A 22,147-nucleotide genomic window follows, 5' to 3' on the forward strand; every position below is an offset into this window, starting at 1 on the left:
TATAGAATATTACAGAAGATTAAAAAAAGCTTTGGCAACTAATCTTAGGTGAACTATGGCACAACGGACTAGGTTGGGAGATATCCTGAGACCTTTGAATTCTGAGTATGGTAAAGTGGCTCCAGGCTGGGGAACTACCCCTGTAATGGCCGTGTTTATGGGGCTATTTTTCGTGTTTTTGCTAATTATTCTGCAACTTTACAATAGATCAATCACAATTCAGGATGTGTTGGTTGATTGGCGCAGCTTAGGCGGCTAATTGAAACATAGCAATTAAGCTTGTGTATTCAGCAAACTTACACCCGGCTCGTCCGGGTTTTTTTGTAAGTTTTTGACTTGAAAGGTAGTCTGAAACAAGTAACCATAGTAATGATGGGGAAAATTTTCATCTGAGTTTCCCACTCTCCTAACTTTATCTGCCTGTATACTTATAGGAGCGATCGCATGAACATATTTGGTATTGGTCTGCCAGAAATGGCTCTAATTATGATGGTGGCACTTTTAATCTTCGGGCCTAAGAAGCTACCAGAGATTGGCCGGAGTGTAGGGAAAGCGATTCGCGGTTTTCAAGAAGCTTCTAATGAATTTCAAAATGAATTTAAACGAGAAGCCGAACAAATAGAACAAGTTGTGAAAACTACTGCTGAACTGGAACCTAAAAAAATCGAACCATCTCAACCACAACAAGATGCTGCGGGTTCTTCCCAAACTAGTTAACAAAGTTCTAAGTGCTGTTAGCGGTAGCTGGGTGTTTAACCCGTGCTGAGTCTAGCTTCTATCTCCTTAAAATAGTGCTGCGACTTGATTGATTTTAGGCGAAATGACAGAAGCCATAACACAACCAGCTTTGGTAATTCCCCAACTGATTGTTGGGTTGGGGAATCCAGAGCCGAAGTACGAACAAACACGCCATAATATTGGCTTTACCGCTGTTGATGCTCTGGCTCGTGCTTGGCAAATTTCCTTAGCGGAAAATCGCAAGTTTCAAGGGGAGTATGGGGAAGGTATGGCATTTGGCGGAAGTAAAATTCGTTTGCTGAAGCCGTTGACTTACATGAATCGTTCCGGACAGGCAATACAATCTGTAACAAGTTGGTATAAATTACCGCCTGAATCTGTGTTGGTAATCTATGACGATATGGATTTGCCTCTAGGAAAAACTCGCTTGCGCCTATCTGGTTCTGCTGGAGGGCATAATGGTATGAAGAGTACGATCGCTCATCTTAGTACTCAAAATTTTCCACGTTTGCGTATTGGCATTGGTAAACCAAAAGATGCAGCGAATGGTGATAACTCAGAAACTGTTTCTCATGTGTTAGGGAAGTTTTCTGCTAGTGAAAATAAACTGATGTCTGCTGTACTTCAGTTCGTAGTTGAATGTGTAGAAATGAGTCTGAAACAAGGAGTAGAAAAAGCCATGAATCGTTGTAATAGCCGCACTGTTGAAGTGAATGATTGATAGTCAAGAGTCAAAACTTGTTCCTGTATTTACTTTTTTGTTAGTGTATTTATTGAGAAATCATAGCTTGCTCTATCGCTCAGAAAAACACATCTATTGTTAATACAGCAATATACCCAAACCCCTGTGAGGGTTGGGTAAATTTTGCTAAATTTCATGTGAGTATTATGGCAAAGTGCTGTTGCTGATTTAAAGTTATTTCTTTAAGCAACGCCAGTACCAAACCACATAGGTTTAATTAAAACGGCGCTTGCGTCTAGCTGCTACAGCCTTACGTTTGCGCTTTTCTATAGGTGTTTCAAAATGCCGATGATACTTTACATCGGCTAGGATACCAGCTTTGGATACTTGGCGTTTAAACCGACGTAGTGCTGAATCTATTCCTTCATTTTCGCCTAGAACCACTTGGGTCATTCTGTTTCCTCGTTATAAATAATTTCCATTGTAATAGTAGCCTCTAACTTAGCCAAACCCCCTCGCCCGCAATTCTAAATGGGCGAGAGTTTAGCTTTTTCACGGAAAGGTTTAATGAAATCTATACTTAGTCACAAATCTTTAAATAATCAGTCTGTCAACATTTCTTGACTACACTATGTTTCAGAATAAAGGTAATATTTACTACTGCTTTAAATAAGTGGAATAATTACTAAAAATTATTATCTTAAAAGTTAATTCTGCCCTGATTCAATAATTTATAACCAACGGCTAATGTGGTGAACGCAACACAGAAACTCCACAAACTAGTTGGTTTTAAAATAACTCCACCACTTAAGAAAACTAGCACTATACCAATACCCAGTAAAATCCATCCAAAATTCCCAGTTTCTCTTGGGAAGAAAATCAATGCAAAGATACCTGCCATAATTGCTAATACCGAACCAGTAGCAGGTAAACTACGATAAAAAAACGAATAATATCCGCTAACAAATATAATGTTTTGACCGAAAAAATATAAACCCAGAAATAATAAAATTAAGCCTACAAGTTTAATGAATAGCCTAGCCATATTTTTTTATTTATATTATCTGAATTTGAAATTAGTGTTGACTAATTATATTTGACCTTTTCATGAAAAAGTATATATGGTAAAAAATATATCACGTTTTAGTAAATATACGTAAAAAATCCAATACTCAAAGTCAGTTATGGAGTGAAACTAGGTAGGTCGGTGTTAAAAATTGTCGTTATGACAAGGCAGGAGGCAGAGGGCAGAAGGGAAGAGGTTTTCAAGCTACTTTACTTTCCGTTACATAGTTCGGTTTATTTGCACCTTTCTACTTAAGTTACTCAGAACTCAGAACTATAGACAACGCTAGTTGATAGATTTGGCGACGGGAAAGGGAGGTAAATTTGGCTAGTTGACGACTGGCTTGCGATCGCGATATCCCTTGATTAATTAACTGTTGCAATTCAGCTTTCAGTTCTGTCTCTGTTAACAAGGGTTGAGTAACTGGCGTTCCCGCAACCACTAAAGTATATTCACCTTGGGGTTCTCGTTGATTGTAAAGGGCGATCGCATCAGCTATTGTGCCTCGCCAAAATTCTTCGTACAGTTTCGTTAATTCCCGCGCCAGCACGATTTGGCGATCGCTCCCAAAAGCTTGTGCTAAGTCTTGCAAAGTTTCAGGTAAACGGTGCGGCGATTCATAGAAAATTAAAGTACGAGACTCTGTTTGCAAAGTTTCTAAATATTCCTGCCGTTGTTGGGCTTTTGGTGGTAAGAAGCCTTCAAACACAAACCTATCCGTGGGTAAACCAGCCGCACTTAAAGCTGTAATTGCCGCACTCGCGCCAGGAATCGGTACTACTGTGATTCCTGCATCAATACACGCTTTAATCAGTTCATACCCAGGATCAGAAATTCCTGGCATACCCGCATCACTAACTAAAGCGATCGCTTTGCCGTTATTTAAATGCTCTAATATTTCTGGAATGCGACTATTACGATTATGCTCGTGGTAACTTACCTGGGGTGTTTTAACTTGAAAATGTTGTAACAGTTTACCTGTATGGCGGGTATCTTCCGCCGCAATCAAATCTACTGTCTGTAAAATTCGCACCGCCCGAAAAGTGATATCCTCTAAGTTGCCAATGGGTGTGCCAACAACGTAAAGTATTCCTGGTTGAGGATCGGTTTGCATGAGAATAATTCGTAATTAATAGGACTTATGCAATAGCTCTCTAAAACTCTTATTCCTCCGCGTTCTCTGCGTACTCTGTGGTTCGATTTTTCCCTTCTCTTAAGTCCTGATTAAGTGTTATTGGTACTATCTGGTGACAAATCCAAAATCTCAAATCCAAAATCCAAAATTGCATCGGGGATTATTTGTGGGTTTAGTCACCTTAGATTTGATTTATCTTGCTGATTCTGCCCCTAAAAATAATCAGAAGCTAGTTGCTGCTGACTATACTGTAGCAGCAGGCGGCCCCGCCACCAATGCATCTGTAACTTTCGCTCATTTAGGTAATCAAGCTACAGTCTTGGGTGTGGTTGGTTGTCACCCAATGACGCAACTAATTTATAGTGATTTAGAAAATTATCAAGTAGCGATCGCTGATCTTAACCCCAACAAGGATACATCACCGCCTGTATCTTCAATCATTGTCACCCAAGCAACCGGTGAGCGGGCGATAGTTTCGATTAATGCGGCAAAAACCCAAGCCAGTATTACATCTATCCCCGCAAATATTTTATCAGCCGATATCGATATTATATTAATTGATGGACATCAGATGGAAGTTGGTCAAGCGATCGCCCAAATGGCAAAAGCCAAGAATATCCCAGTAGTCATCGATGGCGGTAGTTGGAAAGCTGGCTTTGAAGAAATCTTACCTTTTGTAGATTATGCCGTTTGTTCAGCAAATTTTTATCCCCCCAACTGCACCACAGAGGTGGAGGTTTTTGATTACCTGAGTAATTTTGGCATTCCCTACATTGCTATTACCCACGGTGAACAACCAATTTCATATTTAAGTAGTAATCAAAGGGGTACTGTAGATACACCAGAGATTGCAGCAGTCGATACACTAGGGGCTGGAGATATTTTCCACGGCGCGTTCTGCCACTATATATTGTGGGATAATTTTAGTGATGCCCTAGCACAAGCAGCTAATATTGCCGCTAGTTCCTGTCAATTTTTTGGCACACGTCACTGGATGAATGCGAAATCATGAAAGATTTAGAAGAAATATTAGCGATCGCTCGTGATGTAGGCTGGAAGGCAGCAGATATACTACACTCTTATTACCACGGCACTGTGAAAGACCCTGATTTACAGGTGCAATACAAACAGAATGAACCTGTGACTATTGCAGATGTTACCGTCAGTCAATATATTTTGCAGAGATTACAAGCCGCTTTAGGTAATGAAAATTTTGCTTACATTAGTGAAGAAACTTATAAATCACAATTCCATCAGGAAAATTCCCAGTTAGTATGGGTAATTGATCCTTTAGATGGAACGCGAGATTTTATCGATAAAACTGGTGACTATGCGATTCACATTGCTTTAGTTAAAAATCATCGCCCCATTTTAGCAGTGGTGGCTGTGCCTGAAGCCGAAAAAATATACTACGCTACCAAAGATGGGGGAACATTTATGGAAACCCCAAAAGCATCAGTTCCCGTCAAACTTTTAGCAGACAAAAAAATTGAAGATTTAACTTTAGTTGTGAGTCGTTCTCACCGCAATGAAAGGTTAAACCATTTACTACAACACTTGCCTTGTCAAAATCAAAAATCGGTGGGTAGTGTAGGTTGCAAAATTGCTACTATTCTCGAACAACAAGCAGACATCTATATTTCTATTTCTGGAAAATCTGCCCCTAAAGATTGGGATATAGCAGCGCCAGAATTAATTTTAACCGAAGCAGGCGGTAAATTTACACACTTTGATGGTAGTCTTTTGCAATATAATACTAACGATATCAATCAATGGGGAAGCTTGCTGGCCAGTAGTAGTAAATATCACCAAGTTTTGTGCCAAGAAGCCCAAAAAATATTATCAGAGTTAGACAATATCAAAGAAGTTTAAAACTATAGTTAAAATTATCTTGTTTGTGTTATCGATATAATTTATAATTATATGTAATAGTTAACTTAATCAATCTCTATTAACAACTTTTAAAACCCCTTTTAGGTACAAATACTCAAATAATCTTCTAGTAGTAGTTACAAACTACAAAGTTTTTTAACTAATCGATAATTTTGATTCTTTGAAGGTTGTGCTATACTTTGGCATATAAGGATTATTTTCGGTTGAGTAACTCGTTTTGATTTTGAAAAAGCGTCTCTCCGAATTTAACTCTCTACACTCCCTGAATTCGGAGACATTATATGTCAATTTACGTTGGAAACTTGTCTTACCAAGTCACTGAGGAAGACTTGAAAATGGCATTTAGCGAATACGGAAAAGTAAATCGCGTTCAGTTACCCACTGACCGAGAAACAGGCCGTCCTCGTGGTTTTGCCTTTGTAGAGATGGAAACAGAATCACAAGAAACTGCCGCTATTGAAGCACTTGATGGTGCCGAATGGATGGGACGTGACTTGAAAGTGAACAAAGCTAAACCTCGTGAAGAGAGAAGTTCTCCTCGTGGTGGCGGCGGCGGTGGCTGGGGTAACAATAACCGCGGCGGCGGTGGCGGCGGCGGTGGTCGTCGGTACTAAACTTTTGAAATGAAACTTTAGCATCTAGAGTCTCCAGCAGATAAAGCCAAAGGCTCGATTCTGCTGGAGTATTTTATTTTTTCTCTAGGTTCGGCTATTTATCCATATAGGGAGAAATGAGAATGACGCAAGTAGTCTTGGGGGAGAATGAGGGTATTGATTCAGCTTTGCGAAGATTTAAACGGGAAGTTTCTAAAGCTGGAATTTTCCAAGACATGAGAAAGAAGCGTCATTTCGAGACGCCATTAGAAAAACAAAAGCGTAAAGCAGTTGCTAGACACAAGCAAAATCGTAGCAATGGCGCTCGTCGCTTCAAATAAAACCTCAAATTTATCTGGCTAACCACCAAATAATTAGACGGATATTAATCAAAAAATTACTTGTAGTAGCGCTTACAATATCAAAGCAGCGCTGCTACGTGTATTTATATATAGATAAAATTAACTGAAATTGCCTAGGCATTACAACTATCTAGATTTATTTTCCTGTATACTCATAAAATTGTAGTCTATAGCCTGATTCTACAATTTCTGGCTTTGGATTTTCCGAAAAAATGCTGCGTGTTTATCATCTTTTCTTAGCTACGATATTACTGTTGTTAATGCCACTGGGAGTAAAATTTGTCCTTCCATACTTTTCTGCAAATAAAGTAGAACAAAAGAACTCAGTAGTATCAACGACTTCCCCACAAATTACCCCTAGAGCCACTTTTACCCCAATAGCGGGAAATATTTGGCAAAGAGTTTCAGGTAAAAATCTTATAGTGCCTAACGGATGGCAAGTGGCTCCTTGTCAAGGAAATGCACCTTTTTTATGTGTATCCTCCAACGGCAAAGTTTTAGGTACAGTTGAAATTGGTGTTGATCAAGTCATTAACCATCCAAATTTTCAAAAGCATCTTGCAGATGTTGGGATTCCATTCGGTTCTAAGCTAGATTATAAAAATTCTGCTAACCAAACCAAAGTACTCATAGCACTGAAAGGTTTGGTTGCAGACTACTATGCTTCTTTGAGTAAAGACCGCCAGAAAGAGTATGGCAATAAAATTGTTTTCTCTACTCATCCGTTAGAAGAGATATCAATTGGTAAATTACCAGGAGTACGCTACGGTTTTACAGGTATTAAACAAGAAGGTGGATTAAAAGAGCAATACATTAATTATGCAGCCTTTGATGGGAATGCACTTTATATAATTAGTACAGCTTTTGACCCAGGCGCTGTTACAGGTAAGTTTGAAAAACTAGAAAATTTAGTAATTTTTCAGCCTTACTTGGATGCGATCGCAGAAAATTTAAATTTATAATTTGTCATTAATAAATAGTCATTAGTCATTTGTAAATACCCATGACTAATGACTATTGCTTTTTGTAATTAAATCTCCGCAACCGCGCGTTCAATTAAACGACGTGCTAAAGTTTGTGTGCCTGTATGTTCGTAATAATTAGTGGCAACATCCAAGAAAGCTGCCAAATAATCTAACTTATCATCGCTGATTTCCACAAAACTTTGCAATTGACCGACGACATTTTGAGGCGTTAAATTATTAGCACTAACTAACCCATTCATCCAACCTTTAACTGAATCAACACTTTCACCAATAAAATTCAGTTTACTGGCAGCATTGTTACCAGGAATTGCATCTTGAATGCCTTTAAAAGTTGAGTTTTGTTCTAATTCTTGGGGATTGGTTTGGCTAACGGTAGATAGTGCTTTACTGATGAAATCTGGGCCTAAAGGTATCAAGCCATCAATGCAAACTAATGCAACCATGCGGATGAGTGACTCACCACTATACTCACCCAAAGAAGCGACAAAATCCCCGATGCTGTCACCGGGAATGCCATTAATTTGACAAAAAGCCGCCAATTCAGCCACTAGCTTGAGGCACAAATCAATGGTTTGCGCCTTGTCTGGCTTGGGAGTAACAGAGTTGAGAAAACCCAAAAGCGGAATTTTTTCACCAACTTTGTTAGCTAAAGCTGCTGCACCGAGAGCTTTATCTGTGCCATCAACAGTTTGATATAGCCACATCGCGCGTTGATACCCTTGAGAGCGATCGTTATAAAGATAAATCGCTCGTTCGCCAATTTGTTGAATTAACTCCTCGTCAGTTTCGCCAGTCACAGTTTTAATGGTGTTGACAAAGCCAACAGTATTTTGCCATTCACCAGGAGCGACAAAATCGAGAGCCTTCAACACAGATATCGTTAAGCCACCGGTTGGTAGTTCATCCACCAATTCAAAAATTGCTTTGCTCACAAAAATCTCCTGATTGAGAGTTGGTTATTTTAACGTCTTGAGGGCAAATTATTTGAGTTTTGCCAGAGCATCAAGATTAAATTTCTGAATCCAATCGGCGCGATCGCTGGCTGTAAATGATGTAGCCTTTGACAAAACTTTGACTTGATATTTACCCACCAAAACCGCAGTTTGGGTTTTTCCTTGTTCTACTGCTGGATATCCAGCAATTTTTTTGGTACTCTCGGAAAATTTGTCGGATGTTCCCGATATGCTGGTTGTATCAGAAATAGAGAGCATCGCTACTTCTTTGCCGCTTTTTTTCAACTTAGCTTCCGTAAAACCTTTTTTCTCTTGGGTATAGACGCGATCGTAGCCATCACCCGATTTTGGGAAAAATTTGTTAAATTCACTTCCCTGAGTCGCATTCTTAGCAACGGCTTGACTATTTCTTTGTCTGCTGCTTTCTTGTTGTACTTGATCAAAACGTCCTGGTGCTTGGGGTGTACAAGCCGTTGTCAGCATTAACACTGAGAGTAACAAAATAACTAAAACTTTACGCCCACGATAGAAATTCATATTTCCTTCTCCTTATGCTTTGACGCAATTATCAGCGCACTTGTCAACTTTTGCCCATAAAATTTATTTTTTGATAACTATTGAGAGTAATCTTCCTAAAGACTGAACACTAGAAGCTTTAGTAGCCTTGATACTATTTGAAAAAGGGACTTTAGTGCCGCTAACTTTTTCGGACTATTACAAAAATTTGTGAAGCAGAAAAATGAACACTGATTTTGGCAATCTTTCTGGGGAAAATCCTTTAATTCGAGCCATACATACTTCTATCAAAGGTAGAGCTAGATATAAGGTAAGTGGACTGCATTATTCCCAAGCATTCAAAAAATACCTAGAATTGAGATTGTCCAAAGAAGAAATTATCGTTCAAGCTAGTGCTAATCATGTAACAGGTAATGTTTTAGTGCTTTTCCAGCCAGATTTTAGCCCAAATGCGATCGCCTGGCTGCTGCAAAATATAGTCCTAGATTACAAAAGAGCGCGGAAACAATTACCACCTACCACTGCGTTCAATGTGAGCAAGAGCATTTATGAGACTGTAGAAATTCCCATAAATCAATGGCGTAGTCAACTGATTCCAGTAGCAGCTGCTTCTTCTTCTCTGGCCTTTGGTACTGCACTATTACACAGATATGGTTTAGACACAAGTCTTTTATTAGCGATTCAAAAGCTGCACACGCCTTTACTAGATCGGCTCATGGTGGGTATAACTTCCTTGGGTGAGCCACCACTGTTGCTGTTGAATTGTTTAGCGTGGGAAGCGATGCTGCTGTATCGTCATCGTCAGGCACAAGCTACTACCTTTAGTATCGCTGCGGTTGGTGCAATGAGCTTAAATTACTTGCTAAAAGAACTATTTGTTAGAGCGCGTCCTGCATTGTGGGATCACATTATTAATGTGAATCATTACAGTTTTCCCAGTGGTCATGCAATGGTGTCAATCGTGATTTACGGTTGTATGGGCTACACTCTATCCGAAGAATTTCCGCAATGGCGATCGCAGATTTTAACCTTGACTGTTATTCTAATTTTGGCAATTGGTTTTAGTCGGCTTTATTTGGGGGTACACTGGCCTACTGATGTGATTGCTGGTTATGCGGTGGGTTTAGTGTGGCTGAGTGCTTGTATTATTAACGAGTATTTATTAGTAGAAAATCGCCAGACTTCTCAAGCTCAAGACTTACCAGAAAATAAAATTTTGATAACTTAGTCACCAATTACTGGTGCTGCAATTACACCTTGAGACTCTAATACTGCTGCTACCCGCAAGATTAAAGCTTCATTGTAAGGTGCTGCTATCAATTGCACACCTAGAGGTAAAGCATTAGGACGCTGAATTGGTACTGATAAAACAGGTAAGCCGATGAAAGATAAGGGTTGAGTAAATAATCCTAAATGAGGACGCACTAGGATTTCCTCACCATCTAAAATCATTGTTTGCTGACCAATTAATGGTGCAGAAATTGGCGTGGTTGGGGCGAGAATTACATCTACATTTTGAAATATTGCTCGAATTTGATCGCGGTACCATCTACGAAATCGTTGTGCTTGCAAGTACCAGGAACTTGGAATTAACGCCCCAGCTAAAAAGCGATCGCGTGTTGCGGGATCAAAATCTTGAGGACGCGATCGCAATTTATCTAAATGCAGATTTGCGCCTTCGCTGGCTGTAATCACAAAAGCGGCTGCACGAGCGCGTTTTGCTTCTGGTATTGTTATATATTCAGTAACACCTAAAGCATCTGCTACTGTTTGGACTGCTGCTAATGCTTCTGGTGTTGCACCTTGGATAAAATAATCATCGGCTAGTGCAATTCTAATATTAGAGATATCTTGATTGAGTTGTGGTAAACACAATTGTGGCGGACATTGTGTACAAATGGGATCGAGATGATCTTCTCCTTGTAGCACATCAAAAACCGTTGCAATATCCCGTACGGAACGAGCAAAACTGCCAATGTGGTCAAAGCTACTCGAAAATAAAGCTACACCCGCACGAGATAATCGCCCATAAGTTGGTTTGAAACCAAACACACCACATAAAGCCGCAGGTACACGAATGGAACCGTTAGTATCAGAACCCAGCGTCAATGGAACCAACCCAGCTGCTACCGCCGCCGCTGAACCACCAGAAGAACCACCTGCTACCCGCTGTAAATCATGGGGGTTATGGGTAGCACCATAATGATAGTTTTCTGTGACAAATCCATAGGCGTACTCATCCATATTTAAAGCGCCAACCAACACCGCACCCGCTTGTTTTAACTTTGCTACTGCTGTTGCATCTTGGGTAGCTGGAGGATTTTCGGCATTAATTTTTGAGCCAGCTAGAGTTGTGACACCAGCAATATCAAACAGATTTTTGACAGCAAAAGGTACGCCAGCCAATAAGCCAGGATGATTACCTTGAGCTATTTCTCTATCAATTCGTGCTGCGTCTGCTAAAGCTGTTTCTGTCGTGACAGTTGTAAAACAGTTGAGTTCATGATCCCGCGTTGCAATTTTGGCTAACACAGCTTGAGTCACTTCTACTGCACTAACTTTGCCTCTGCGTACAGCAGTTGCTATTGATATGGCATCATTCATGGTTCAAATACTGGCGCAGGTTCAACTTCTTCAGGTAAAGGAAAAGAATTGACGAGTTGAGCGATCGCTTTAATTTTCTCAAAATTTGCTACCACTCCATCAAAATACTCATCTTTGATCTGCAAATCTAGTAATAAAGATGTTTGCTCAACATACTTATTTACATCTAGTTCCACATTTTCCATCTTTTTGAGCTTTAGTTATAGTAGTTTACTGGGAAAAATATCAAAATTACTGGTACGCGAGATGAGAAGGTTTTAGCTATGTATGCTCAAGATTCTTTGCGCCACACCTTAGCTCGACTTTATCCATTTTTACAAAACCCAAAACCTAACACCGAAACCATTGCGAGAGTTCAGTTTTAGTTTTTCGACTTGATTGTGAATCAGTGACATGGAAAAAGTATTTGCCAAAAAACCAGAATTTTTGCTGGATAAGGAAAGCCGAGTTCTTAATTTTGGATAAAGTCGAGTTTAGTAACTACTCATTTAACAACAGAGTTTTTTGATACCGGCGCTTATCTAGCCTGTAGCAAATTCAGTAAACTTGCGCTTGTAAGGAGCGTGAAAACCTAAAACAATATCCTGTTTTGGCACTCCATCTGCAACTAATTCATTTGCCACTCCTACTTCAGTTCCATCTCGTTGAATCCAAATCTTGCCATCTTTAATATCAATATGGATAATGCAACCATAAACTCGTCGCAAATTTTCCCACCCTAAATGAAGCACTTGATAATGGTCTCGCTCTGTATCAAAAATTAGTTGTACTTCTGTATCATCATCTGAATGGTAGATTGCATGACTTTTGAGGATTTTTTGAATTAACTCACGGTAGTTTATTCTTTCCATAATAGAACCTCTGCTGTAATTGGTTCAAAGATCAAGAGTTTCAATCTATATTCTGAAATTATGTCCTGAATAAATGGCCGAATGAATAACTCTTGATAAATATCTTCTGAAATGGCTAAATATAAAATTCGTTCAGGTTGCTTTTTATTTAATGCTGAACGGTAGGTAAGTGTTTGGCCCAGTGCTACATAAAAATCACTAATCTCAGATGTACCTAAGAAAGACTTGATTTCAACTGCAATTTTTTGACCAGCTTTTTGAGCAGCTAAAAGTCTCTCTGCGCCTAAGTCTATATAGAAATCAATTTCATCAACTTTAACTGATAATGGGTCATCAGTAATTAACCAGCCGTCCTTCTCTAAAGCTGAACGCACGGCATTGTGAAAGATATCTTTAGCTGACATAGTTTGATTATAAATACGCTCTATGGCAGGTTTTGTTAGTAAAGAGTTCTTCATAGTACAATAATACTATATTATACTGCGATCGCCGATGGCAGAGGCCTCCTCGCCACCGCACCCATTTTTAGGAAACACAGAGCAAACTTGAGACATGACCAAAAAAGCGATCGCCTATCTGTGACACCAATTAATACAATCTTAAATATAGCTAACAAAACCACTAATCATCTCTTCATTTTATTCACACTGGCAATACATATAGCCATAATCTTAAGTCTTTTTTACTTTAATTTTATGTCTTTTTAATTGACTCTATTAAGTTCTAAGGTAATTGAAAAATATGTAATTTTGTTATATTTTTAGCTTTATATATAATCGTGAAATGCCTTATGAATTAAGATTTTCTATTCGCTTTTATGTCTTTGAATGCCCTGGGCTTATGTCTTTTAAATCATCATATTTTTCCTTGCAGAGAATACCATAACTACAGAAAATATTCTATCTTAATAGTTATACCAATTCTCTAAAATCAAGCAATAAAATCAAACCCGGAAACCTAAATTATCTCTGACTTTCTTAATTACAAATTACGAATTGGTATTACTTAACTAGAGAACTAATCTAGTCTTTGTAACCTGCATAAACAACATCCAGCAAACATCCTCTTAATTTCTGCAAACCAAGGATTTCTGAACATGACTTTAAATTCTCGTTCTGCTGGCATTTTTTGGAAAGCAGGTTTATCTCTGACAGGTTTACTTGGCTACCTAACTTTCGCATCCACCCCAGCATTAGCACAAGCCCAAATAGACAGCCCTATCGCTGACTTTTCATCAGGAGATCCAGGTTCTTTTGCGGGTGCAATAGTATATATTACTCCTGGTGCTTATTTATCCACCGCTGCTGCTCAAATAAATCCTCCTATAGGCACTTTTTTTAGAGGATTCAATGGGAGTTATACAGTTACAGGAGCTTCTTATATAGATCCAATTACTCATATTTCAACACCAAGTATTACACTCCATACTGGTGGACTATTTGCACTGCCTTATACAACACCAGAAGGTTCTATCAGAGGGGCCATAGTTGAAAGACTCAGGTTTGGCAATCTTACACTAGATGAATTTTCAGCACTTGTCAGGGCTGCTGTTGGCAATGATGGTTTAGATTAGTTAATCTTGCTCCAAGACTCATACAATCTAGTTTGAAGATTATAGATATTAACAGGCAGAAGAAATGTATGAGTTTTAGTTCAAAACTCATTTAATCTAACGTGAGTTTGACGGAATCTAACCCCAACCCCTTACCTTATAGGTAAGGCTGCTCAAAATATACAACTTAGTGAAAAAATAACGATTTTAAACCTCTCCTCGCGTCGGGGAGAGGTTATTCTGAATCTATCAAACTCACATTAATCTAGTTAACTACAGCTATCCTAAATCATTCGTGATCAACCAAATACCTGACTTCTTCAAGAAGTTGGGTATCTATAGTTTAGAACTGAAAACCACCTTCAAAACGAGCTTCAAAAGTGTTACCACTCATACCCAAGCGAGACTCCCAAAATATACCATCGCCAGGAATTTCACGCTTAATCAATAATCCATAAGAAAAATCATTAACTCGATTCCTAATACCGCGGTTAATATTTCTAAAATTTTGCAGATAACCTCCAAAATACCAATTAGAGTTTACCTGTTGAGTACCTTCTAGTGTATAAAAAAAATCATCACTTATTTCTAAACTAGTTTTAAATTCTAATCCATTACTCAGTTGCAAACCACCTTGGAAAAATCCTGCTTGTCTCACACTACTGGTTTCATCAAAAAATAAGATTCCCGTAGAAAGGGAATAGTTATTCCTATTTTTATCTTGACGAAAAAAGGAGTAACTCAAATTTACATAAGCAGGATTTTGGTAATTAGCTCCACTATTCCAGTGAAATCGTAAAGCTGGAATATGAGTGTTAATAGCTTGAGTTTGCCCTGCCTTATTAACCTCTACATGGGTATTGATATAATTCAATAACCCATTAGTATAAACACCTATTGTTGGTTCTAAAGCACCAAAATTATTAGTGATATTAAATGCAGCATCTGCATTTAAATTAAACCAAATACCAGAATTTACACTGTAATTCCAATTACCAGAAGAACCTGTCCATAAAGCTTCTACAGTAGGTAAAGATAAATATCCATTAAAAGTTTGCAAATAATTCGTGAGGCGACCATTTTGACTTAATTCGATATTGTCAAAGGCTAAATCAAATGAATTTATATTAACTGGGACTGATGTAGTATCAGAAGAATTTGAGTTCTGCACATATTGCTGACCATCAGGACTAATTAGACTCACTTGTAAAGCTGATGAACGATTATTAGGAAGAATGGATGTTTGTTGTGAAGGAATTGGTACATTAACAGATGTCAAACGGCCAAAGCTGTTATTAGAAGTATTTGCTCTGGAAATAAAAGTCTCGCCTTCTCGCCAAGTACGCTGTCCATCGATGAATTCGACCGCTCTCCGATGATTACCAGTGCGGATTTGTAAAACACTGGAGCTATTGGGTGTAATCGTACTCGGAAAGGTAAAAGTTCCAGAAACTTGCTCTAAACTACTTGTACGATTTCCTAAAAACAATGTTCTGTTGAGTGTTTGATTAATGTTTCTTCTCTGCTCTGGTGTAGCTTTTGAGTTGAGAGGTGCAAAATTTTCTTGTCGAGAGAATCGCTCTTGAGCTTCTTGCAAACTTTGTTCTAATTCTGGAGGACGTATTAACTCAAAAATTCCTCCTACAAGCATTCCCAGAGAAGCATTAGCACTTTGTATTTCATCTACATCTATTTTATCAAGAGAAAAAGATAGAGAAACACCGGGATTGCTATAAACATTAGTGTAGGTTGCTTTGCTCACTAAAGAATCGTACTGTAATAAAGTCCGATTATGAGGACGACTGAAATAAAATTTCTGCCAGTTTTGACTTTCTATTTTATCTGTAGTTCTGAGGGTGGTTTGTCTTTGACCTAAAGTAACCCAAAATAGTGAATTCAGGTAAGATGAATTACGTTGGGCTTCACTAATAGCAGGATTTAGCAAAACATTAAACAAATCGCTATTACCAAATTGCTCTCGATTTCCAACTTTGATTCCTGGTATGGATGTAGTTGGAGCTTGAAATTGTGTTGTTTCACCAGTTAAAGGATTTCCCCAATTAAATCCGGCTTGTTCTAAATTATCTCTGGGAACTAAACTCCCTCTACGTAGACTCACATTCCCTAACAGCGGTTGTAAATTGTTAGTAGGAAAGGATTGTAAAATTAAGGGAGGAGTTTCTGTATTCAGCCTAGAAATATTAGGAATAAGTGACGTTAGAAATGTTGTGTTTGAACTATTAGCGGCCTGATTATTAATCTGTACAGGAGGTGCAGGAAGACCCTCTGGATTTATTAACTCTCCTGCAATTGATTGAATAGAAAATTGGTTTAAGCCAGTTCCTCCTACTAGTTCTTGAAAACCTTGAGGGAGAGCAGAAACGGCTTGCATTCCCCAAAGTCTTTGAGTTAATCGCACAATCTGTCTACGTTCAAACTCTGCGGATTCTCCTTGATATAAAACACCAGTTTGCCATCCTTTTGTTTCTACTACAATTCTATTGCCAGGTAGTAACCAGTAAAATTGGTCTTCTTTGGGAAATTGAGCAAAGCTAAATCGCTCAACTATTGGATCTTCGGCTGAGAATTTAATGGCAAAATCAATATAATTGGTGTTTTTAAAAGGATTGAATGATGAGGATGAATCAAAATTGCCATTATATCTGGGGTCAATTATCCAAGGATATTTACTAGCACTGTTAGTTAGAGAATTTAAGATAAATAGTTGTAATTTTTTTCTATTTACACTGGGATTTTTTTCCTGCTCATTTGAAGTAGTTGGTTTGATTGTATCAAGTTCGTCAGAATCAGCCTCTGGTTTCAGGAGGGGATTAAGTGATTCTGGAACATTTGTATCTTTGGAATTAGGTAAAATTCTTACTGGCGCTGGATTTAAGTTTTGGGTAAGAAATATTTTTTTTAAACTATCAGGGTTATCATTCCCAAAAATGTTAGTAGATATTTCTTCTGGAGTTTCATTAGCAATTTTGCTCGAAGTTATTAACTCTTTAATTTGAGGAGATTGCGCTTCTACTCTATCAAGTATTAGATGATTGAGAAAGAACAATGTGAACAGCGCTATTTTAAAGTATTGCCGACTACGAATTAATTGATCAAACATGAGCAAACCCAATATATAGTTTGTTTGAATTGGTATTATGGGTGAACTTTTTTGGGAAATACTGAAGAGTTACTCACGAACTTTTAACCGAAAACACCAAACTTTCAACTTGAGGATTTTATCAATTGCAAAACACAAAATTGGACTTAAATAACTAATTAAAGTCTTACAAAATTTATATACACGTGTTCGTTTTGGTGATTATATGGATTACATTACCCGTTCTAGATTGACATTAATCGAAAAGATAATGTTTTGCTTTTAATTATGCCCTTTCAGCTTCTTACAATAAATTGTCTAGAAAAATTGTTACCAAAAATGTCAAATAGCTACAATTTCGTCGATGAACATCTTTAAAACAGACAATACGAGTATGTTAAGTCTGTATTTAAGACAAAATACTTGTACAAATACGTCTAGTATCTCAGCAACATATGGAGTAATTTATCATTTATCCAACAGTTACATTTGTAAATGTTCAAATTGCAAATATTTTCTACATGTTGTTGAAAATTTTAAGCTATGAGCCGGGTCAATTCTATTGAACTAAAGGCTGAACTAACTGTCTTACGAAAAAGATATATTGAATAATTTAGGAAATATTACATATAAATTAAAATCAAAATTAATGTCTTTAAAATATAGTTTTGCTGCTGTTTTTTTTCTTAAAATATTGTAGAATTACGTAATTTTATAATGTGGAATTTTGTCTTTTTCCTAGCAGTAATTAATTCTGAATCTATTGATATTTATAAGCAAGTATAAATTAGTAAAAAGATGTATAAATATAGTGCAATGGCGCAGAAGCGATGGCTGCGCCAACGCCAAGGGTGAACGCACTAGCACATAAGTCTTAAAAATAGAACCCAGGTTCTATCTTGAGATTTATGAATTCCTGAGATGTAATGCTTATATTTAAATCATATATTTGTGTAAGTAAGGATAACAATCATGTCATCTTATGAGCAATTATTTACTGAACTAACTCTAGAAGTGCAGGCGAATATCTGTGGTGGTGTCGATACTCAAACTACTAAAAATGCAGCCGATGAGAGCCGTACTAAAAGTCGTATTGGCAGAGGTCGTGCTAGAATTCTTGTTGACTTAGGTGAAGGATTACCTGATAAAAATATCAGGAATGAAAATGGAGAATGTCGCACATATTTTGATAATTTGACTGGAAAATTTACTTTTTCGTGTGTTTTGCGCGACTCTGGTATATTTGGGGATGAACAGTTTCCAGATTTGTGAACGTGTGTTCAGCTACCAAGGTAATCTCGTTCCATCCCAGGAAAAAAATTGTCCGTTGTCACCTGCTTGAAGTTGTTCAATTACAGTTAATAATTGGGTAACAGTACGTTCTACTGAGAATAATTTCTCTGGTGGCACATTGCGCTGGAATGGACGAGAAAGACGTGTGTCTGTTGTCCCAGGGTGTAAAGTTACTACCAAAGTTTGCGGACAACTTCTAGCATACTCAATTGCGGCTGTTCGCATAAACATATTCAGCGCAGCTTTAGAAGCACGATAACCATACCATCCCCCTAGTTGGTTATCACCAATACTGCCGACTTTAGCTGATATGGTGGCAAATACGCTGGGTTCTTTATGGCGAAATAAAGGTAATAAATGTTTAGCTAGTAGCACCGCACCAATACTATTAACTTGAAAGTAATACAATAAATTCTCTGAGTTAATTTGTTTTAAGCTTTTTTCTGGTTGTAAATCACCTTCATGTAGAAATCCTACACAGTTAATTACTAGGTGCAGTTTGTTGATTTGTGTGCTGATATTCTGCACAGATTCAATAATTTGCAACTCATTAGTAATATCCATCTCTATGCAGGTTAATTTATCAGAATATTCATCTGTTAAAGCTAGTAATTCTCCAGCAGTTTGCTGTTGACGATATGTTGCATAGATTTTGCTAATTCTGGTATCTTGAAGTAGGTTTTTGACAAAACCTAAACCAATGCCTTGACTAGCTCCGATAATCATGGTGTTGGTGTTTTGAAGATGATTTAGAAAAGACATTTTGTTTAATTGATTAGATATTTATACTAATTTTCTATGAAATGCGCTTACACGCAAGTAATAAAAACTAACTACAAAGTACGCAAAGTAATAAGAGTTTTAAAGAGTTATTGTGTAAGTTGTATTGTAAATTAAATAGTATCAGAATCTTTTGACAAGACTTGGATAAAATCTCTACGCTGATCACAAACTACGATAAACTCACTATTTGGCATTCTTAAGTCTACTGGAATTAATTCTGTTGGTATGTGCATAAAATTGCCGCCATCTACCATGCCTACACCAGGAAAACCGATGACGGTAATTATTCCTGGACGGAGACAACCAAGAACCTGAACAGGAACTTTATAGAACATTGTACCAAGTTTATTTACCAATACAGAATCGGCTAAAAATTCTATCCAAAACTGATTCGGTAACTTCTTCTCCGGTAATTTCTCCTAGTGCTTGAATTACACCGCGTAAATCAATTGTCCAAAAGTCAAGAGGTAATTGTTGGGATATTGTAGCTTGTACTTGTTCTAAGGATATTTTAGCTTGAGTTAAAGCTGCTGCTTGTCTTTGATTAATCGCTAAATCCATATCAGCAGCTTGGATTTTTCCGAGGTGAATTTTTTCTAAAATTGCTGTTTCTAAATCATCAATGCCTTGATTTTGAGATGCGGCTGTGAGAATTTTAGATTGGAGATTTGGGATTTTAGATTGCAGAATTTTGCTTTCAGCTTCATCTACTAAATCAATTTTGTTAATTACTAAAATCAAGGGACGGTGTTGTACCTGTTCATAAATTTCTTCGTCGCCTTCAGTCCAACCTACGGCAGCATCAATGGTGAGCAAGACTAAATCAGCTGCATTAGCAGCACGACGCGATCGCTCTACGCCGATTTTTTCAACTTGGTCTGCGGTTTCTCGAATACCTGCGGTGTCTAGCACTTGCACGGGAATTCCACCCACAACTAATTGCGATTCCACAACATCGCGGGTTGTACCTGGTAAGTCGGTGACAATGGCGCGATCGCTCCGGCTCCAAGCATTTAACAAGCTCGATTTGCCAACATTCGGACGACCGACTATAGCTACTTTCAACCCTGTACGCAACAGTTCACCTTTGTCTCTAGTTGCTAATAAGTGGGTTATTTCTGCGGTAATGTTTTCAATTGCTGATATGATGCTTTTATCATCCAGCGGGGGTAAGTCTTCTTCAAAATCGATTCTCGCTTCAATTTCAGCCAAAATATCCAAACAGTTGGCACGTAACTGGCGGATAGGATGAGCTAGTTTTCCTTGTAAACCAGCTAAAGCAGTTTGAGCAGCTTGGGGAGATTTAGCTCCAACCAAATCAGCAATACTTTCGGCTTGGGTTAAATCTAGCCTGCCATTCAAAAACGCCCGCAGTGTGAATTCTCCCGGCTGTGCTAATCTTGCACCATTTTCGAGACATAATTGCAAAACTTTCTGCACAGTAATAATTCCACCATGACAATGAAATTCCACTACATCTTCACGAGTGTAGGAACGAGGTGCTTTCATAATCAGCAGTATAGCTTCATCCACCAGTTGTTGCGTCTGGGGATGGCGAATGTAACCGTAGAGAATTCGATGACTTTCCCAAACTTGCCTTCCTGGTGCGTGAAATAATGTTTGTGCGATCGCCATTGCTTGAGAACCAGACACTCGCACAATACTTACACTACCTTGTTGGGGGACAACAGCAGTAGCGATCGCAGCGATGGTTCCAGTGGTGGCAAAAATTTCTGACATGAAAACCCTTGTTAGCAAGACATTGCATATATTATGGATAGCGTAGCAAAAGTGCAATCACCAATTGATTCTGAATTCTTCTTCAATTCTTGCGTGCCAAGGTTAATCCATCTGCAATTGGGATTAAACTGAGAGTCACTCGTGAATCTTGATGCAGCTTTTGATTAAACGCACGGATTTTTTTGGTGCGGTTGTCTTGTATTTGAGTATCTGCAACTCTACCCGACCATAAAACATTATCAATAGCAATCAATCCACCCGATCGCACTAGTTGTAGCGATCGCTCATAATAGTCATCATAGCTGCTTTTATCAGCATCGATAAACGCAAAATCAAAAGTTTCTGCCTCACCATCTGCTAACAGTCGGTCTAAAGTCTGCATTGCTGGGGCGATATGTAAATCGATTTTCTCGGCTACTCCTGCTTGTTGCCAATAACGCCGAGCGATCGCGGTAAACTCTTCACTAATATCACAAGCTACGACTTTGCCTATTTTTGGCAGCGCTAACGCCACTACTAAAGCACTGTAGCCAGTAAATACCCCAATTTCTAAAGTTTTTTTCGCACCGATTAACTGCACTAGCAAAGCCATAAACTGCCCTTGTTCTGGTGCAATCTGCATCCTTCCCATCGGATATTGAGCGGTTTCTTGGCGTAATTGCGTCAAAATTTCCGCTTCGCGCACAGAAACAGAAAGCAAATATTCGTATAAATTTGGTTCTAAACCCAAAGTTTGAGTAGTCATCTCGATTCAGTAATTTGATTATTAGAAGAGAAGATGTTTTAAAAGTCTTCTTGTTAGTGCAATCACATTGCAGGGCGATGCAATGCCATTGTGAGGTAATGCAATGCCATTGCAAAGCAAAGCAATCACATTGCAGAATGATGCAATCACAATGTGAGGCAAAGCAATAGTATTGCAGGGCGATGCAATCACATTGCAATACTATTGCCAATTAAGGGACTTGTGTGTATACCGTAGCTCAAAGATTTGCAGGAAGCCTAAGTAGAAAGGTGCAAATAAACCGAACTATGTAACGGAAAGTAAAGTAGCTTGAAAACCTCTTCCCTTCTGCCTTCTGCCCTCTGCCTCCTGCCTTGTCATAACGACAATTTTAGCACCGACCTACTTACCCTTATTCGCAGTTTGAGGCAATTTGAATATTTCTTTTTAGAGGGTGTTTGAAAAGTTTTGAGTGGTGAAATTTTATGCCAATCGCCTCACCATGATCCGGATCATGGCAAGGTAAATAAACGTCTCCGATGTTTCGGGCAATAACTCATAATCTCGAACTAATCG

At 38.3% G+C, this 22,147-nt stretch carries 25 protein-coding genes and 1 pseudogene; 11 read left to right on the forward strand and 15 right to left on the reverse strand.

Translation table 11 applies throughout. The features are described 5' to 3' along the window. The first annotated feature begins 55 nt into the window (after positions 1–55). The 3 genes from psbH (at position 56) to pth (ending at position 1,459) form a co-directional block, all read left to right on the forward strand. Positions 56–259 carry a photosystem II reaction center phosphoprotein PsbH gene (gene psbH, locus IQ259_RS14135; protein WP_190706689.1) on the forward strand — a complete coding sequence of 68 codons (204 nt, stop codon included), beginning with the start codon at positions 56–58 and terminating at the stop codon, positions 257–259. A 185-nt stretch (positions 260–444) separates the two neighbouring features. After that, positions 445–717, forward strand: a complete 273-nt coding sequence (locus tag IQ259_RS14140; RefSeq protein ID WP_193885736.1) for a TatA/E family twin arginine-targeting protein translocase — start codon at positions 445–447, stop codon at positions 715–717. A 103-nt stretch (positions 718–820) separates the two neighbouring features. Next, positions 821–1,459: an aminoacyl-tRNA hydrolase gene (gene pth / locus IQ259_RS14145; RefSeq protein ID WP_193885738.1), complete on the forward strand. Its 639-nt coding sequence runs from the start codon at positions 821–823 to the stop codon at positions 1,457–1,459. Between the two features lie 234 nt (positions 1,460–1,693). Here the strand turns inward: pth and rpsU (IQ259_RS14150) are convergent, their stop codons facing one another. The 3 genes from rpsU (IQ259_RS14150) to rsmI all read right to left on the reverse strand — a co-directional run bounded on the left by rpsU (IQ259_RS14150) (position 1,694) and on the right by rsmI (position 3,600). Then, complete coding sequence (gene rpsU / locus IQ259_RS14150; protein WP_190891159.1) at positions 1,694–1,873, reverse strand: 30S ribosomal protein S21; 180 nt, start codon at positions 1,871–1,873, stop codon at positions 1,694–1,696. Between the two features lie 247 nt (positions 1,874–2,120). Continuing rightward, positions 2,121–2,465: a hypothetical protein gene (locus IQ259_RS14155; protein ID WP_193885740.1), complete on the reverse strand. Its 345-nt coding sequence runs from the start codon at positions 2,463–2,465 to the stop codon at positions 2,121–2,123. Positions 2,466–2,742: 277 nt separating this feature from the next. After that, positions 2,743–3,600: a 16S rRNA (cytidine(1402)-2'-O)-methyltransferase gene (gene rsmI, locus IQ259_RS14160; RefSeq protein ID WP_193885742.1), complete on the reverse strand. Its 858-nt coding sequence runs from the start codon at positions 3,598–3,600 to the stop codon at positions 2,743–2,745. A 133-nt stretch (positions 3,601–3,733) separates the two neighbouring features. On the opposite strand from rsmI, the gene IQ259_RS14165 reads away from it, so the two are divergent. The 5 genes from IQ259_RS14165 to IQ259_RS14185 all read left to right on the forward strand — a co-directional run bounded on the left by IQ259_RS14165 (position 3,734) and on the right by IQ259_RS14185 (position 7,431). After that, positions 3,734–4,633, forward strand: coding sequence for a sugar kinase (locus tag IQ259_RS14165; RefSeq protein ID WP_339383896.1), 900 nt, complete (start codon positions 3,734–3,736; stop codon positions 4,631–4,633). After that, positions 4,630–5,493 carry a 3'(2'),5'-bisphosphate nucleotidase CysQ gene (locus IQ259_RS14170; protein WP_193885743.1) on the forward strand — a complete coding sequence of 288 codons (864 nt, stop codon included), beginning with the start codon at positions 4,630–4,632 and terminating at the stop codon, positions 5,491–5,493. Before IQ259_RS14165 ends, IQ259_RS14170 begins: the two co-directional genes overlap by 4 nt. Before the next feature lie 302 nt (positions 5,494–5,795). Then, positions 5,796–6,128 (forward strand): RNA-binding protein, encoded by a 333-nt coding sequence (locus tag IQ259_RS14175; protein WP_193885745.1) that lies wholly within the window; start codon positions 5,796–5,798, stop codon positions 6,126–6,128. Between the two features lie 122 nt (positions 6,129–6,250). After that, positions 6,251–6,448 (forward strand): 30S ribosomal protein S21, encoded by a 198-nt coding sequence (rpsU, locus tag IQ259_RS14180; protein WP_062292816.1) that lies wholly within the window; start codon positions 6,251–6,253, stop codon positions 6,446–6,448. A gap of 233 nt (positions 6,449–6,681) precedes the next feature. Beyond that, the gene (locus tag IQ259_RS14185; RefSeq protein WP_193885747.1) at positions 6,682–7,431 is read left to right on the forward strand and encodes a hypothetical protein; all 750 of its coding nucleotides are present in this window, start codon (positions 6,682–6,684) and stop codon (positions 7,429–7,431) included. A 68-nt stretch (positions 7,432–7,499) separates the two neighbouring features. Here IQ259_RS14185 and IQ259_RS14190 read toward each other — a convergent pair whose 3' ends face one another. Together IQ259_RS14190 and IQ259_RS14195 are read right to left on the reverse strand one after the other, a co-directional pair. Then, complete coding sequence (locus IQ259_RS14190; RefSeq protein ID WP_193885749.1) at positions 7,500–8,387, reverse strand: hypothetical protein; 888 nt, start codon at positions 8,385–8,387, stop codon at positions 7,500–7,502. Positions 8,388–8,435: 48 nt separating this feature from the next. After that, positions 8,436–8,945 (reverse strand): hypothetical protein, encoded by a 510-nt coding sequence (locus IQ259_RS14195; RefSeq protein ID WP_193885751.1) that lies wholly within the window; start codon positions 8,943–8,945, stop codon positions 8,436–8,438. Positions 8,946–9,147: 202 nt separating this feature from the next. Here IQ259_RS14195 and IQ259_RS14200 point away from each other — a divergent pair, with 202 nt between their 5' ends. Beyond that, positions 9,148–10,152: a phosphatase PAP2 family protein gene (locus IQ259_RS14200; protein ID WP_193885753.1), complete on the forward strand. Its 1,005-nt coding sequence runs from the start codon at positions 9,148–9,150 to the stop codon at positions 10,150–10,152. Here the strand turns inward: IQ259_RS14200 and IQ259_RS14205 are convergent. The 4 genes from IQ259_RS14205 to IQ259_RS14220 form a co-directional block, all read right to left on the reverse strand. Next, complete coding sequence (locus IQ259_RS14205; RefSeq protein WP_193885755.1) at positions 10,149–11,528, reverse strand: AtzE family amidohydrolase; 1,380 nt, start codon at positions 11,526–11,528, stop codon at positions 10,149–10,151. The genes IQ259_RS14200 and IQ259_RS14205 overlap by 4 nt on opposite strands. Further along, entirely contained in the window at positions 11,525–11,713 is a 189-nt protein-coding gene (locus IQ259_RS14210) for a DUF4089 domain-containing protein (RefSeq protein WP_193885757.1), read from the reverse strand. The genes IQ259_RS14205 and IQ259_RS14210 overlap by 4 nt, the downstream gene beginning before the upstream one ends. A 336-nt stretch (positions 11,714–12,049) precedes the next feature. Next, entirely contained in the window at positions 12,050–12,379 is a 330-nt protein-coding gene (locus IQ259_RS14215; RefSeq protein ID WP_193885759.1) for a XisI protein, read from the reverse strand. Continuing rightward, complete coding sequence (locus tag IQ259_RS14220; RefSeq protein ID WP_193885780.1) at positions 12,367–12,783, reverse strand: XisH family protein; 417 nt, start codon at positions 12,781–12,783, stop codon at positions 12,367–12,369. Before IQ259_RS14220 ends, IQ259_RS14215 begins: the two co-directional genes overlap by 13 nt. A 692-nt stretch (positions 12,784–13,475) precedes the next feature. Between IQ259_RS14220 and IQ259_RS14225 the strand changes: the two genes are divergently transcribed. Next, the gene (locus IQ259_RS14225; RefSeq protein WP_193885761.1) at positions 13,476–13,952 is read left to right on the forward strand and encodes a hypothetical protein; all 477 of its coding nucleotides are present in this window, start codon (positions 13,476–13,478) and stop codon (positions 13,950–13,952) included. Between the two features lie 322 nt (positions 13,953–14,274). Here IQ259_RS14225 and IQ259_RS14230 read toward each other — a convergent pair whose 3' ends face one another. After that, complete coding sequence (locus tag IQ259_RS14230; protein WP_193885763.1) at positions 14,275–17,052, reverse strand: hypothetical protein; 2,778 nt, start codon at positions 17,050–17,052, stop codon at positions 14,275–14,277. Positions 17,053–18,003: 951 nt separating this feature from the next. Here IQ259_RS14230 and IQ259_RS14235 point away from each other — a divergent pair. Beyond that, positions 18,004–18,303 (forward strand): hypothetical protein, encoded by a 300-nt coding sequence (locus tag IQ259_RS14235; protein ID WP_193885764.1) that lies wholly within the window; start codon positions 18,004–18,006, stop codon positions 18,301–18,303. A gap of 12 nt (positions 18,304–18,315) precedes the next feature. On the opposite strand, the gene IQ259_RS14240 is transcribed toward IQ259_RS14235, so the two are convergent. From IQ259_RS14240 to IQ259_RS14260, 5 genes and pseudogenes are all read right to left on the reverse strand, one after another. Beyond that, positions 18,316–19,086 (reverse strand): SDR family NAD(P)-dependent oxidoreductase, encoded by a 771-nt coding sequence (locus tag IQ259_RS14240; protein WP_193885766.1) that lies wholly within the window; start codon positions 19,084–19,086, stop codon positions 18,316–18,318. Positions 19,087–19,217: 131 nt separating this feature from the next. Next, positions 19,218–19,442 (reverse strand): hypothetical protein, encoded by a 225-nt coding sequence (locus IQ259_RS14245; RefSeq protein WP_193885768.1) that lies wholly within the window; start codon positions 19,440–19,442, stop codon positions 19,218–19,220. Between the two features lie 10 nt (positions 19,443–19,452). Continuing rightward, the gene (mnmE, locus tag IQ259_RS14250) at positions 19,453–20,847 is read right to left on the reverse strand and encodes a tRNA uridine-5-carboxymethylaminomethyl(34) synthesis GTPase MnmE (protein WP_193885770.1); all 1,395 of its coding nucleotides are present in this window, start codon (positions 20,845–20,847) and stop codon (positions 19,453–19,455) included. An 82-nt stretch (positions 20,848–20,929) separates the two neighbouring features. Continuing rightward, a complete protein-coding gene (locus IQ259_RS14255) occupies positions 20,930–21,592 on the reverse strand; it encodes a class I SAM-dependent methyltransferase (RefSeq protein ID WP_193885772.1) in 663 nt (220 codons plus the stop codon). A 462-nt stretch (positions 21,593–22,054) separates the two neighbouring features. Further along, positions 22,055–22,147: pseudogene (locus tag IQ259_RS14260) on the reverse strand (IS5/IS1182 family transposase); the annotation flags it as partial.

Origin of the sequence: Fortiea sp. LEGE XX443 (genome assembly GCF_015206815.1) — a bacterium.
Taxonomy (GTDB): domain Bacteria; phylum Cyanobacteriota; class Cyanobacteriia; order Cyanobacteriales; family Nostocaceae; genus Nostoc_B.